General features: G+C 56.1%; 14 protein-coding genes. 11 read left to right on the top strand and 3 right to left on the bottom strand.

Features of this window, described 5'->3' with window-relative positions; all coding sequences use genetic code 11:
• Window positions 1-142 precede the first annotated feature (142 nt).
• From fimE to OQV00_RS04345, 9 genes are all read left to right on the top strand, one after another.
• Window positions 143-739, top strand: a complete 597-nt coding sequence (gene fimE / locus OQV00_RS04385) for a type 1 fimbria switch DNA invertase FimE (RefSeq protein ID WP_004867283.1) — start codon at window positions 143-145, stop codon at window positions 737-739.
• Window positions 740-1,234: 495 nt separating this feature from the next.
• Window positions 1,235-1,783 carry a type 1 fimbrial major subunit FimA gene (fimA, locus tag OQV00_RS04380; RefSeq protein ID WP_004867288.1) on the top strand — a complete coding sequence of 183 codons (549 nt, stop codon included), beginning with the start codon at window positions 1,235-1,237 and terminating at the stop codon, window positions 1,781-1,783.
• Between the two features lie 72 nt (window positions 1,784-1,855).
• Window positions 1,856-2,395, top strand: a complete 540-nt coding sequence (fimI, locus tag OQV00_RS04375; RefSeq protein WP_032718216.1) for a type 1 fimbrial minor subunit FimI — start codon at window positions 1,856-1,858, stop codon at window positions 2,393-2,395.
• Window positions 2,396-2,415: 20 nt separating this feature from the next.
• Entirely contained in the window at window positions 2,416-3,156 is a 741-nt protein-coding gene (locus OQV00_RS04370) for a fimbria/pilus periplasmic chaperone (RefSeq protein WP_004867293.1), read from the top strand.
• A gap of 73 nt (window positions 3,157-3,229) precedes the next feature.
• A complete protein-coding gene (locus tag OQV00_RS04365) occupies window positions 3,230-5,857 on the top strand; it encodes a fimbrial biogenesis usher protein (RefSeq protein WP_015585805.1) in 2,628 nt (875 codons plus the stop codon).
• Between the two features lie 10 nt (window positions 5,858-5,867).
• Complete coding sequence (fimF, locus tag OQV00_RS04360; protein ID WP_015585804.1) at window positions 5,868-6,398, top strand: type 1 fimbrial adaptor subunit FimF; 531 nt, start codon at window positions 5,868-5,870, stop codon at window positions 6,396-6,398.
• A gap of 12 nt (window positions 6,399-6,410) precedes the next feature.
• The gene (gene fimG / locus OQV00_RS04355) at window positions 6,411-6,914 is read left to right on the top strand and encodes a type 1 fimbrial minor subunit FimG (RefSeq protein WP_015585803.1); all 504 of its coding nucleotides are present in this window, start codon (window positions 6,411-6,413) and stop codon (window positions 6,912-6,914) included.
• 26 nt (window positions 6,915-6,940) lie between these two features.
• Window positions 6,941-7,837, top strand: a complete 897-nt coding sequence (locus tag OQV00_RS04350) for a fimbrial protein (protein ID WP_054829215.1) — start codon at window positions 6,941-6,943, stop codon at window positions 7,835-7,837.
• A 28-nt stretch (window positions 7,838-7,865) separates the two neighbouring features.
• Complete coding sequence (locus tag OQV00_RS04345) at window positions 7,866-9,314, top strand: EAL domain-containing protein (protein WP_004867305.1); 1,449 nt, start codon at window positions 7,866-7,868, stop codon at window positions 9,312-9,314.
• A 398-nt stretch (window positions 9,315-9,712) separates the two neighbouring features.
• Here the strand turns inward: OQV00_RS04345 and OQV00_RS04340 are convergent, their stop codons facing one another.
• Entirely contained in the window at window positions 9,713-10,486 is a 774-nt protein-coding gene (locus OQV00_RS04340; RefSeq protein ID WP_044347349.1) for an LEM-3-like GIY-YIG domain-containing protein, read from the bottom strand.
• A gap of 553 nt (window positions 10,487-11,039) precedes the next feature.
• On the opposite strand from OQV00_RS04340, the gene OQV00_RS04335 reads away from it, so the two are divergent.
• Window positions 11,040-12,278 (top strand): MFS transporter, encoded by a 1,239-nt coding sequence (locus tag OQV00_RS04335; protein WP_163980379.1) that lies wholly within the window; start codon window positions 11,040-11,042, stop codon window positions 12,276-12,278.
• A gap of 163 nt (window positions 12,279-12,441) precedes the next feature.
• On the opposite strand, the gene OQV00_RS04330 is transcribed toward OQV00_RS04335, so the two are convergent.
• Both OQV00_RS04330 and yjdI read right to left on the bottom strand, forming a co-directional pair.
• Complete coding sequence (locus tag OQV00_RS04330) at window positions 12,442-12,714, bottom strand: GNAT family N-acetyltransferase (RefSeq protein ID WP_004867312.1); 273 nt, start codon at window positions 12,712-12,714, stop codon at window positions 12,442-12,444.
• An 11-nt stretch (window positions 12,715-12,725) separates the two neighbouring features.
• The gene (gene yjdI, locus OQV00_RS04325; protein ID WP_015585797.1) at window positions 12,726-12,956 is read right to left on the bottom strand and encodes a 4Fe-4S mono-cluster protein YjdI; all 231 of its coding nucleotides are present in this window, start codon (window positions 12,954-12,956) and stop codon (window positions 12,726-12,728) included.
• A gap of 311 nt (window positions 12,957-13,267) precedes the next feature.
• Here yjdI and OQV00_RS04320 point away from each other — a divergent pair, with 311 nt between their 5' ends.
• Window positions 13,268-13,498, top strand: a complete 231-nt coding sequence (locus tag OQV00_RS04320; protein WP_369974010.1) for a YtcA family lipoprotein — start codon at window positions 13,268-13,270, stop codon at window positions 13,496-13,498.
• The last annotated feature ends 5 nt before the right edge of the window (window positions 13,499-13,503 follow it).

Below are 13,503 nucleotides of genomic sequence, written 5' to 3'. Positions count from 1 at the left end.
CAACATCATGGCAACGTGAAGAATGAACTGTATATGTACCTTTATATAATACGCCTTTAACACTGCGGATTATTTTTTAACCGTCCTGATAATTGCTTCAGGACGCTGTCTTCGTGCAAATTAATTTCAGGAGCATTGTATTGTGAATCGACGTCGTTTTCTTACCGCCAAAGAAGTTCAGGCAATGATGCAGGCGGCACGGCAGGGTCCAACCGGAGAGCGGGATTATTGCCTTATCCTGCTGGCCTTTCGTCACGGGATGCGCATCAGCGAACTGCTCGATCTGCACTATCGCGATCTTGACCTCAATGAGGGCCGCATCAACGTCCGTCGGTTGAAGAATGGATTTTCGACCATCCACCCGCTGCGATTCGACGAGCTGGAAGCTATTGCGCGCTGGACCCAGGTTCGCGCCGGCTGGAAAGCGGCACAAAAAACCAATGCGATTTTTATTTCCCGCCGCGGCACTCAGCTTTCCCGCCAGCAGGCCTATCGGATTATTCGTAGCGCCGGCGAAGAGGCCGGAACCGCTACCCACACTCACCCGCATATGCTGCGCCATGCCTGCGGCTATGAACTTGCGGAAAGAGGGACAGATACCCGTTTAATTCAGGATTATCTGGGTCATCGCAATATTCGACATACAGTGCGTTATACCGCCAGCAATGCCGCGCGTTTCGCAGGATTATGGGAAAGAAATAATCTGCTTGAAGAAAATTCTCATGGTTCGAAGAAATGATTTATTCATTTGATAAATAAGGATAAATTTAAAAATGAACAAGTCAATTGGGGCCAAACTGTTTATATCATAAAAATGTTTTGCAATCTTTTGCAACTGGCAAGTACATATATTCTCACGAATTAAATTCATCCGATTGATTACTATCATATTTTACCCTTAAGAAACTTTACTTATCTCTTCATCCTTTCCGCTTACCCGTCATCTCATCCGCCCTGACCTCGCCCGATGACCGACCTTCTTCAAAACAAAAAAACAGAAAATAAAACCAACAAACAATAAATAAAAAGAATAATAACCTAACAACAATCTAAAAAAACCAAAAAACCAGGTGTTTATCTCAATGAGTCAAAATGGCCCCAATTGACTCATCAGTTGGGCGAAAACTGCGCAGAGCCGGCAGTCGAACCATTCGGCTGATACATGGAATGCCTGGAAGGCACGACGACTGCCAATTTCGGTTCGTAATATCGACATTGTTTAAAGGAAAACAGCATGAAAATCAAAACACTGGCTATCGTTGTTCTGTCAGCCCTGTCTCTGAGTTCCGCGGCGGCCCTGGCTGACACCACCACGGTTAATGGCGGCACAGTGCATTTTAAAGGGGAAGTGGTCAACGCGGCCTGTGCCGTTGATGCTGGCTCTATCGATCAGACCGTTCAACTGGGCCAGGTTCGTTCAGCCAAACTCGCTACTGCAGGCAGCACCAGCTCTGCGGTCGGTTTTAACATCCAGCTGGATGATTGCGATACTACCGTCGCAACCAAAGCTTCCGTTGCATTCTCCGGTACTGCCGTAGACAGCAGCAACACCACCGTTCTGGCACTGCAGAACTCTGCAGCCGGTGGCGCGACGAACGTTGGCGTACAGATCCTCGACAGCACCGGTACTCCGCTGGCGCTGGACGGCGCAACCTTCGGTGCAGCAACCACGCTGAACGACGGCACCAACATCATTCCTTTCCAGGCTCGCTACTACGCGACTGGCGCGGCAACCGCAGGTACTGCTAACGCCGACGCAACCTTCAAAGTGCAGTACGAATAATTCACTCATCACGCAAGGACGCTGCTCGGGCCAGGATGGCCCGTTATCCACAACAGGACTGGGGTGATAACGATGCAAGGAATGAAATCTGGCCTGCTGTTTTTTTTACTGTCGCCGCTCGCGCTGGCCGGAAACCAGTGGAATGTGACGTTACCCGGCGGAAATATGCGCTTTCAGGGCGTCATTATTGCCGAATCCTGCCGCGTTGAAGCAGGAGACCAGCAGTTGACGGTCAACATGGGACAGATCAGCAGCAATCGGTTTCATTCGCCAGGGGAAGATACTGACCCTGTTCCTTTCGATATTCATCTCCAGGATTGCAGCACCGCCGTCAGTCAACGGGTTGGTGTCGCCTTTCATGGCGTCGCTGATGGCAAAAATCCGGACGTGCTCTCGGTTGGCGAAGGCCCCGGCATCGCAACCGGTATCGGCGTCGCGCTGTTCGACAAAGAAGATCGCCTGATTCCGCTCAACAGCCCACCGGGCGCCTGGTCACGACTGTATACCGGCCCCACCACGCTCCATTTTGTCGCTAAATATCGGGCGACCGGACATCAGGTTACCGGCGGAGCCGCAAATGCTCAGGCCTGGTTCTCTCTGACCTATCAGTAATTAACCAGCAGGCATACCGGATGCAGGACATAACGGCGAGTATAAAAGGGGAAAACGTGAGAAAAACACTGGGGATGACACGCTGCTTACTGGCGGGCTTATTGATGATAACGACCGCCGGTTTCGCTGCGCGTGCCGAAGCGGGCGTGGCGCTGGGAGCCACCCGCGTTATTTATCCCGCCGGACAAAAGCAGGTTCAGCTGGCGGTGACCAACAATGACGACAACAGCACCTATCTGATTCAGTCGTGGGTCGAAAACGCCGACGGACAAAAAGACGGGCGCTTTGTGATCACCCCACCGCTGTTCGCTATGCAGGGCAAAAAAGAGAATACGCTGCGCATAATCGATGCGACCAACGACAAGCTACCGCAGGATCGGGAAAGTTTGTTCTGGATGAACGTGAAAGCCATCCCCTCCATGGATAAATCAAAGCTTAGCGATAACACGCTGCAGCTGGCGATTATCAGCCGCATCAAGCTCTATTACCGCCCGGGGAAACTCGCGCTGTCGCCGGATCAGGCGGCAGAGAAGCTGACGTTTCGCCGTAGCGCCAACACGTTGACGCTGATCAATCCCACGCCCTACTACCTGACGGTGACCGAACTCAATGCCGGCACCCGGGTGCTGGAAAATGCGCTGGTTCCGCCGATGGGGGAAGCCTCGGTAAAAATCCCGTCCGACGCCGGACGCGACATCACCTACCGGACGATTAACGACTACGGCGCACTGACCCCACGGATGAAGGGCGCACTGCAATAACCACGGGGAAATAGCGTTCTCCCCTGAAATATAAAAAGAACTGACAGCCGGGCGACTTCGGACCGGAGGGACTATGTCACATCTGAAATATGGATCGGACCGCCTGGGTGCGCGGCGCCGCGCGTCGGGATCGGCTCGCGTCTTTGCCCGGTTCCCTTTTGCCCTTTTGCTTGCCATGCAGGCCTTTTCCGCGCAGGCGGAACTTTACTTTAACCCGCGTTTCCTCGCCGATGATCCTGCCGCAGTGGCGGATCTGTCGAATTTCGAAAAGGGTCAAGAGGTGCCACCGGGCACCTATCGCGTCGATATCTATCTGAATAACGGCTTTATGACGACTCGCGATGTCACCTTTAAGAGCGGAGAGAACCACCACGGTCTGGCTCCCTGCCTGACCCGCGGCCAGTTGGCCAGCATGGGCGTCAACACCGCCGCCGTTTCCGGTATGAATGCCCTCGCGGCCGATGCCTGCGTGCCGATGGCGGAGATGATCAAAGAGTCGACCAGCCGTTTTGACGTGGGCCAACAGCGCCTGTATCTGACCGTGCCACAGGCTTTTATGGGCAATCGTGCGCGCGGATATATCCCGCCCGAACTGTGGGATGACGGCATCACCGCCGGGCTGCTGAACTACAACTTTACCGGCAACAATGTCCATAACGATATCGGCGGCAGCAGCAACTATGCCTATTTGAATCTGCAAAGTGGCCTCAACCTCGGCGCCTGGCGCCTGCGCGATAACACCACCTGGAGCTACAGCAGCGGCGGCAGTTCATCGAGCAACGAGAATAAGTGGCAGCACGTCAACAGCTGGCTGGAGAGGGATATTGTTCCCCTACGCTCGCGCCTGACGCTCGGCGACAGCTATACCAACGGCGACGTGTTCGATGGCATCAACTTCCGCGGCGCCCAGCTGGCCTCTGACGACAATATGCTGCCGGACAGCCAGAAAGGTTTCGCCCCGGTCATTCACGGGATTGCCCGCGGGACGGCACAGGTCTCGATCAGGCAAAACGGCTATGAGATCTATCAGAGCACGGTGCCGCCGGGACCGTTTACGATCGACGACCTCTATGCCGCCGGGAACGGCGGCGATCTGCAGGTCACCATCAAAGAGACCGACGGTACCCGCCAGGTCTTTACCGTGCCGTGGTCAACGGTGCCGGTGCTGCAACGTGAGGGCCATTCGCGCTTCGCCCTGACGGCGGGGGAATATCGCAGCGGTAACGACCAGCAGGAGAAGCCGAAATTCTTCCAGGGGACATTGCTGCACGGCCTGGCGGCGGGCTGGACGCTGTACGGCGGCTCCCAGCTTGCCGACCGCTACCGTGCCTTTAACCTCGGCGTCGGCAAAAACATGGGCGAGTTCGGCGCCGTATCGCTGGACGTGACCCAGGCCAACGCCACGCTACCTGATGACAGCAAGCATCAGGGGCAGTCGCTGCGTTTTCTCTATAACAAATCGCTTAACGAAGTCGGCACCAATATTCAGCTGGTCGGCTACCGCTACTCCACGCGGGGCTATTACAGCTTTGCCGATACCACCTATAGCCGGATGAGCGGCTACGACGTCGAGACCCAGGATGGCGTTATCCAGGTGAAGCCTAAATTCACCGACTACTACAACCTCGCCTACAGCAAACGCGGCAAGGTGCAGGTCAGCGTCACCCAGCAGCTGGGACGCACCGCCACGCTCTACCTGAGCGGCAGCCATCAGACCTACTGGTCAACCGGCAAAGCGGACCAGCAGCTGCAGGCCGGACTGAACACTGCGGTTGACGACATCAACTGGACGCTGAGCTACAGCCTGACCAAAAACGCCTGGCAGCAGGGGCGCGACCAGATGCTGGCGGTCAACGTCAACATTCCGTTCAGCCACTGGCTGCGCTCGGACAGCAAATCAGTATGGCGCCATGCCAGCGCCAGCTACAGCATGTCGCACGACCTCGATGGCCGGATGACCAACCTCGCCGGGCTGTACGGCACGCTGCTGGAGGACAATAACCTGAGCTACAGCGTGCAGACCGGCTATGCCGGCGGCGGCAACGGCGGGAGCGGCGGTACCGGATACGCGGCGCTGAACTATCGCGGCGGCTACGGTAACGCCAACGTCGGCTACAGCCGAAGCGATGGCCTGAAACAGCTGTACTACGGCGTAAGCGGCGGCGTGCTTGCCCACGGCAACGGCGTCACCTTGAGCCAGCCGTTGAACGATACGGTGGTGCTGGTTAAGGCTCCGGGGGCCGACAACGTGAAAGTGGAAAACCAGACCGGGGTGCGTACCGACTGGCGTGGCTATGCGGTGTTGCCGTACGCCACCGAATATCGTGAAAACCGCGTGGCGCTGGACACCAACACGCTGGCTGACAACGTCGACCTGGATGATGCGGTGGTCAGCGTGGTGCCCACGCACGGCGCCATCGTGCGCGCAGATTTCAAAGCGCACGTCGGCATGAAGCTGCTGATGACGCTAACCCGTAATGGCAAGCCGGTTCCGTTTGGCGCCATGGTGACCTCAGCCAATAACCAGAGCGGCAGTATCGTGGCCGATAACGGGCAGGTTTATCTGAGCGGTATGCCGCTGGCCGGCAAAGTGCAGGTGACATGGGGTGAAGGCCCCGATGCCAGCTGCGTGGCCGAGTATCAGCTGCCGCAAGAGAGCCAGCAGCAGGCGTTGAGCCAGCTGTCTGCCGTCTGTCGCTAAGGAAGAAATGATGATGACCAAATCGCTGTATCTGCTGGGAGCCGTGCTGTCGCTGGCCATCGCCAACGCTTTCGCGGCCGACAGTACCATTACCATCAGCGGATATGTCCGGGATAACGCCTGCGCGGTGGCGGGTGAGTCAAAAGACTTTACCGTCGACCTGATGGATAACGCCGCTAAACAGTTCAACACCATCGGCGCGACAACGCCGGTGGTGCCGTTTCGTATCGTGCTGTCGCCCTGCGGCAGTTCGGTGACCGCGGTCAAAGTGGGCTTCATCGGCGTGGCGGATAACGACAACACCAGCTTACTGAAGCTGGACAGCGGCGCGTCGGCCGCGGCGGGCATGGGGGTGCAGATTCTCAATGGTCAGCAGACGATGCTGCCGCTGAACGCCCCCTCAACGGCGATCGCCTGGACGACGCTGACGCCCGGGCAGACCAATACCCTGAACTTTTATGCGCGGTTGATGGCCACCCAGGTGCCGGTTACCGCCGGGCACGTCAACGCGACAGCGACATTCACGCTGGAATTTCAGTAACCGGAGGTTGAGATGAAATGCATTCCCCGAGAATGGCTTCTGGCGGGCGCGCTGGCACTGGCCTGCTCTCCCCTACAGGCGGCCGATATCACGATCACCGTTAACGGCAAAGTGGTCGCCAAACCCTGTACGGTCTCGACCACGAATGCCACCGTCGAGCTCGGCGACCTGTATACCTTCAGTCTGGTCTCGGCAGGCGCCGCTTCGGCCTGGCACGGCGTGTCGCTCGATCTGAGCAACTGCCCCATCGGCACCTCGCGCGTCACCGCCAGCTTTAGCGGTACCGCGGACGCCACCGGGTATTACAAAAACCAGGGTACCGCCGGCAATATCCAGCTGGAGCTGCAGGATGACGGCGGAACCACGTTGAACAACGGCGCCACTAAAGCAGTCCAGGTCGATGACTCAACGCAGTCCGCCCGCTTCCCGCTGCAGGTCAGAGCATTGACGGTTAACGGCGGCGCCACCCAGGGAACCATTCAGGCGGTGATTAGCGTCACCTACACCTACGCCTGAATCAGGAGAGTAAGTTGATGAAAAAAATGATGACCCTGTTGACCACGCTGCTGCTGTTGGGCTGGTCGGTTAATGCCTGGTCCTTTGCCTGCAAAACCGCTACCGGGGCGACGATCCCCATCGGCGGCGGCAGCGCGAACGTCTACGTCAACCTGACGCCGGCGGTGAACGTCGGGCAGAACCTGGTGGTCGATCTCTCCACGCAAATCTTCTGCCATAACGACTATCCGCAAACCATTACCGACTACGTGACCCTGCAACGAGGCTCCGCCTATGGCGGGGTGCTGTCGAGTTTTTCCGGCACCGTAAAGTACAACGGTACCTCCTATCCCTTCCCCACCACCACGGAAACCGCGCGGGTCATCTATGATTCAACCACCGATAAACCGTGGCCTACCGTGCTCTATCTGACGCCGGTCAGCACCGCTGGCGGGGTGGCGATCACCTCCGGTTCCCTGATCGCGGTGCTCATTCTTCACCAGACCAACAACTATAACAGCGACTCCTATCAGTTTGTCTGGAACATTTACGCCAACAATGATGTGGTGGTGCCGACCGGCGGCTGCGATGTCTCCGCTCGCGATGTGACGGTAACGCTTCCGGATTATCCTGGCTCAATGGCCGTTCCGGTGACGGTTCATTGCGCGCAAAACCAGAATCTCGGCTACTACCTTTCCGGCACCACCGCCGATACCGCCAATTCGATCTTCAGCAATACCGCTTCGACGTCGGCGGCGCAGGGGATTGGCGTACAGATGACGCGTAACGGCAGCATCGTGCCCGCCAACAGCACGGTGTCGCTGGGTACGGTCGGCACTTCGCCGGTCAATCTGGGGCTCACCGCGACCTATGCGCGAACCACGGGTCAGGTGACGGCAGGTAATGTGCAGTCCATTATTGGGGTGACGTTTGTCTACCAGTAAGGGCTGCGCGACGCAGGCCTCCCCGCCGGTGGACTATATTCTTTCGCCCTGCGCGATAGCCGCCGAGGGGCTGTCTTCCCTGATGGACGACGGCGGCCTGCTGCGGCCCAGGCGCCTGTTCCCTCAGCTTCATGAGGCGCTGTTAATCCCCGATATTGTGACCGTCAGGCGTATCGTGGTTTTTTTACCCGACGATCCGTTCTGGCTGCTGCTCACTCTGCGGCAGGCGGGGCTGCTGCTGAAACACAGCGCCGTTCCGCTGCCGATGCTGATCCTCAGCCGCAGCCCGGCCAACTGGCTGTGGCAGACGCTGTTACATCAGGTCGGCAAGCCGCGCCATCTGGCCAGGGTACGGGCCGTCGCCTCTGATTTACCCTGTCGACAGCTGGCGGCGCTGCTCAGACCCGACGGCGGACAACGCTATCCCCTACTGGCGCAGCTGGCGTCTCAGGAGATGATTATCTGCGCTAAACCGGCCGCCGGCGTGACCAAACCGGAACTGAGCACCGCGCTGGACTGGCTGCGGGGATTCAGCATCAATCATCAGGCACAACGTCGGGGGCTTAGTCACAAAACCCTCTACACCCAGAGAAGCTCAGGACTGAAAAAGATGGTTGAACATCATCCCCATCTGGCCAACCGTTTTCCCGGTAGCCAGACCAAAGGACAGAAAACGAGCGCGGTTACCGCGCTCTCCGCTTTTGAACGCGAGTTCATCCATGCCATTCACTGCCGGCAAGTGTTTCCTGTGTTTCAGCCCATCACCGATGGCCGCCTGATGTTGCAGGGCATCGAAATGCTGTCGCGCTGGCGACGCAATGGCGATGTACTGTTGCCAGCCGAGTTTCTGCCGCAGATACGCTCGGAATATGCCTGGCTGCTGCTCACGGCATTCGTCCTGCAGGAGGCCGTGCAGAATATCAATCAATACCCGGGCGACTATTATTTCGCGGTTAACATCCCGCCGGTCATCGCCAACAACAGCAACATTATCCGGATGATGGAGGCGGCCCGTCAGCAGCTGCAGGAACCGCAGCAGGGTGAGAGGCTGGTACTGGAATTTGCCGAAACTGTCGATCTCAATCGTCACAGTAAAACGGGCGATACGATCGCCCGCTTACAGCAGCAGGGCTTTCGCATCATGCTTGACGACTGCTTTTCGCGCAGCAGCGTCCTGTTTCCAGTCCGCACCGTGCGCTTTAATGAGTACAAGCTGGATATCAGTATCGTCAACGATCTGCAGCGGGATCCCCACGCCCTGGCGCTGATCAAAAGCCTGATCTATTACTGCCAGCTTTCCGGTAGCCGCTGCATTGCCGAAGGGGTCGATAGCCTGGAAAAATTTAATATGCTGAAGGCGTTGGGCATCGATCGCTTTCAGGGCTATCTGATCTCACCGCCGGTCACTGGCGATAATCTGGAGGATCTTATTCAGCGTTTTTCGCCGGGACGCTATCCCACCAGCATTGCCGGGTAAATCCCATCCATTTTCAGCTCCGTCCAGCATGAAAAACCCGACCATCCGGGTCGGGATTCTCCATTAAACTTCAGCCCTGATATCAATTCAGATGGCTATGGCGAATCAGGGGTAAAACCCCTGGCTCCGGGTTCGGCTTCGCGGCGGGACTAACGGGCGTAATCCACCGGCTCTCGATGAGCAGCAGCGGGCCGTTGGCAGCGGGCTGGACTGCTCAGCCGTCTCCATTTCCCAGTATGGTTACCTGTCAGGCCGTTCAGCTGGTGAGATCGGCGGCACATCTCAAAGAGGCATTTGACGGTAGAGAGGATGAATCTGAGGGTTGGGTTGGTTTGAGCGACCAAAGGCCGCCCATGGGCGAAAAGTGACTATGAATAGAAATCAGCCCCATTCAGAAATCAAAAGCCAGGAGAATATTTCACAGGAGACATCGCACCTTTCTTTCTCAGATCATCCGGAATTTTTTTACCTAGGTAATGCTGTAATATATCTGGGGATGCTACTCTTCCTCGGAACCCAAAGCGGGATTTTTGAGTAGATTCAAACTCATCGTCTGCATCCCATGAAGGCATCTCAGGGAAATTCTCACGGGTAGATTTGAGCCACTCATCAGCCACATACACCCCCCTTACGATTCCTCTAACTGTAGCCAGTATAACTTCAGCCTTACGAGCACGCTCAACACTGACACGCCAGCTAAAACGAACAGCATCATAGAGGTCTACATCCTTTGAACTTCTGTTCACGGATATCATCAGGACTTTATGTTGAAACACGACTGTTTCAGGTTGGTATGTTGCGATTAACTCTTTGATGTGTGCAGCGCCATATTCATTGCTGCCAGCACCGTTCATGATGTTAGTTAAACCGGGGTAGGCGTCTATAAGTGCGGCTTCAACCTCGTAAGCAGTCTTTTCATCAGCCATACCGTGTCGGTGGATGACATGGATGACATCAAGACCAGCCAATCTTATCTCTCGAAGTTGCTTGAGTTTGTTGCTAAGTAATTCATCATCATCAGCCGCGGCGACCTCACCACGCATATGAGCAAAAACACGATTCCCTTTCCCTTTACCCACGTAGAAGGTACTTCCATCCCTTGGATCAATTAGTCGGTATACATACCAGCCAAGATGTTCCATTACTCCCGGTGGAAACTCATTGATATCCATGTCATAACTCCTGTCACTTGATTCATGAAGCATAAGCAAAACATAGTAATGTCGATTAACAACTAATAGTACCCATTAATCTCCCCTATGATTGATCTAGCGAGAACAAAGCAAACGTCCCCTCCTGGCACAAACCAGCCACTCAGTCCCCCAACGACATTGGCTTACTGCCCCCGGCGGCAGGCCGAATAATTTACGCACCCGGTTAAGAAACGCGCCAGAAGGGCGGCCCGGCAAAAGCATCATCAAGGCGGCGCAGCCGCACATCGGCGAGATAGTCTGCGGTTCTCATTGCCGGCCTCTTACCCTCTGCCACGGCCGGCGGCGCATCACTGCCGCCCTCAAATAACGCGCCTGCGACCAGGGGGATGCATATAATCAATCCCATTGACGCTAAGCGCCAGGTAGCAAAGCGCACGCCTTGCCACTGCCCGAACTCACAAGATATCGCACCTTGTCAGGTGGTAAAAAATAATAAAAGTCCCTGACGGACTTCGCACCAGGCCGGTACGACGATGCTGGCCGGAATATTGGCTTTAAATGGGATAAGACTATGGGTTCACAGGTATCCGCAGCGGAAGATTCACTGCTGCGGCACAGGTCGTTCGTCACCTTTTGGCTGGCGCGCACCTGCTCATCATTCGGTTTTCAAATGTTTTCGGTTGCCGTTAGCTGGCAAATTTATGCCATCACCCATAGCGCGATGGCGCTCGGGATGATCGGCCTGATGCAATTCTTACCCTCGGTCCTGCTGGCGCTCCCTGCGGGACACCTTGCGGATCAGTTCGATCGGCGACGGATTGTACTGCTTGGCCAGTTCATTGAATGGATAGCGTTACTCGGGCTGGTTGCGCTGACGCTGCTGCATTGGGCGGACAAGATTGAGATTTGGGGGCTGGTCTTTTTAATCTCGGTGGCAAAAGCGCTGGAGTGGCCGGCAATCACCTCTATGCTGCCGGCGCTGGTACCGCCGCCGATCCTCGCGCGCGCGATGGCGGCCAGTTCCGTCGGAGGACAGGCGGCGGTCATTATCGGCCCAACGCTTGGCGGTCTGCTGTACGTGGCGGGTCCGGAAGTGGTGTACGGCGTATCGGCGCTGTTCTATCTGTTCTCTCTTGTACTGGTAAGCCGACTGCGCTACGAGCGGCCGCCGCAAACCCGTCTGCCGATGAACCTCAAAAACCTGTTTGCCGGGGTGCATTTTATCCGCGAGCGAAAAGATGTGCTGGGCGTGATTTCGCTCGATCTGTTTGCCGTCCTCCTCGGAGGCGCGACGGCGCTATTACCGATCTTCGCCCAGGATATTCTCCATACCGGCCCATGGGGGCTGGGGATGCTGCGCGGCGCCCCTTCGGTTGGCGCGCTGCTGGTGGGCGTCTGGCTCAGTCGCCACAAGCTGGAGAAAAACGTGGGTCTGATCATGTTCGCCTCGGTGGCCGGCTTTGGCCTGGCGACGCTGGTGTTTGCGCTTTCTGCTCAGCTGTGGATTTCCCTGCTGGCGTTAGCCGCGCTGGGTGGGTTTGATATGGTGAGCATGGTGATTCGCGGCGCGCTGGTACAGCTGGATACGCCGGATGATATGCGCGGCCGGGTCAATGCGGTGAACGCTATCTTCATTAATACCTCAAACCAGCTTGGGGAGTTTGAGTCTGGCCTGCTGGCAGCGTGGATGGGTGCCGTACCGGCCGCGGCGCTTGGCGGGATTGGCACGCTGGTGGTGGTCGCGATATGGATGACCATTTTCCCGCACCTGCGCAAAAGGCAGAAGCTGGAAAACGAGGGCCCGGGCTGACGACAGAAGCGCTTCCCGGTCGCTACGCCGGAAGTCAGGCGACAGGCCGGAACCATGCTGGCGCCAGAATATTATTCGCCATCATCGCCAATAACAGGCATCCCGGATGCAAAAGCCCTTCATCATCTAAAACTGAGCACCGGCTGAGACCGGTGCTTTTATTTCAGGCCCGGATATCATCGTACTCGCGGGTATTATCAAACTCATGTTTCGCAAAGGGACATAGCGGGATAATTTTACGCTGTTCTCCGCGCATCTTTTCCACCACTTTCGCCACCAGCTGTTTGCCTACCCCCTGCCCTTTCAGGCTCTCGTCGACATCGGTATGCTCAATAATGCTGAGATGTTCGCCGGTGGGAACAAAAACAATTTCCGCGACCTGATTCCCTGCCGCATCGTTGACGTAAAACTTGTTATGGCCTTCCAGTATTTCCATCATTTCCTCACTTATTTCTGGCGATACTTCAGGGCGCCGCTCGGGCAGGTGTCGATCACACGCACGACGGTGGCGACATCCACTTCATCCGGGATGATCCACGGCTTACGCTTCAGGTTGAAGAGTTTTGCGCTACCGCGAACGCAGTTCCCCGAGTGCTGGCAGATGTCCGTGTTGAAGTAGACATCAATCTTCTCGCCGGTGTATGCCCGGTAGCCCGCCTCCAGTAATTCCTTATCCATGACATTGCCTCAATTATTTTTCTTGTTCAGGAGCTAAGCATAGCCCCGCCGCGGAACGCCAGCTATGGTGAAATCAAAAATCACCTTCATATATGTCATAAGATTTATCGCATTAATGCGAAATAAACGCCTTTATATTCACTTTTCCTGCAGGAGCGGCGCTGACGCCCCCCATAAAATAGACAGCCCGTCTCTTCCCTTTGCTTTTATTTCCCCGTGAGGGCGATTAAACTCACTCCACAATGGTATGAGCGCTCAGGAACTATCCTTTGAATTATCGAGTGAAGCTGGCACGTCCGGCGCTATTATTCATGTTCTTATTTCTCTCTGGTTGTTCATTATCACCAGCGATTCCGGTATTAGGCGCCGCATTTCCTGGCTGGTTTTTCTGTTTATTGGGCGGCGTGCTGTTACTCATTCCCTGTCATATCCTGATCGTCCGCAAAGGCTGGCAATCACGTTTTTCTCCGCTGGTATTCAGCTACCTGGCTCTGATGTTCCTGTTCGCCACGCTCCTGTGGTTCCTTTTCTTTGTTTACTAAGCCCC

Source organism: Klebsiella sp. DY2415 (genome assembly GCF_026314315.1).
Classification (GTDB): domain Bacteria; phylum Pseudomonadota; class Gammaproteobacteria; order Enterobacterales; family Enterobacteriaceae; genus Klebsiella; species Klebsiella ornithinolytica.
Note: the sequence above shows the minus strand (reverse complement) of the source record. Positions and strands in the feature narration are given on the sequence as shown.

Coding starts and splice junctions, on each gene's coding strand:
- OQV00_RS04320 (WP_369974010.1), top strand. CDS start 13,268: ATGTTCTTATTTCTCTCTGGTTGTTCATTATCACCAGCGATTCCGGTA.
- fimA (WP_004867288.1), top strand. CDS start 1,235: ATGAAAATCAAAACACTGGCTATCGTTGTTCTGTCAGCCCTGTCTCTG.
- OQV00_RS04330 (WP_004867312.1), bottom strand. CDS start 12,714: ATGGAAATACTGGAAGGCCATAACAAGTTTTACGTCAACGATGCGGCA.
- OQV00_RS04370 (WP_004867293.1), top strand. CDS start 2,416: ATGCAGGACATAACGGCGAGTATAAAAGGGGAAAACGTGAGAAAAACA.
- OQV00_RS04365 (WP_015585805.1), top strand. CDS start 3,230: ATGTCACATCTGAAATATGGATCGGACCGCCTGGGTGCGCGGCGCCGC.
- OQV00_RS04350 (WP_054829215.1), top strand. CDS start 6,941: ATGATGACCCTGTTGACCACGCTGCTGCTGTTGGGCTGGTCGGTTAAT.
- fimG (WP_015585803.1), top strand. CDS start 6,411: ATGAAATGCATTCCCCGAGAATGGCTTCTGGCGGGCGCGCTGGCACTG.
- OQV00_RS04335 (WP_163980379.1), top strand. CDS start 11,040: ATGGGTTCACAGGTATCCGCAGCGGAAGATTCACTGCTGCGGCACAGG.
- fimF (WP_015585804.1), top strand. CDS start 5,868: ATGATGACCAAATCGCTGTATCTGCTGGGAGCCGTGCTGTCGCTGGCC.
- fimI (WP_032718216.1), top strand. CDS start 1,856: ATGCAAGGAATGAAATCTGGCCTGCTGTTTTTTTTACTGTCGCCGCTC.
- OQV00_RS04340 (WP_044347349.1), bottom strand. CDS start 10,486: ATGGATATCAATGAGTTTCCACCGGGAGTAATGGAACATCTTGGCTGG.
- yjdI (WP_015585797.1), bottom strand. CDS start 12,956: ATGGATAAGGAATTACTGGAGGCGGGCTACCGGGCATACACCGGCGAG.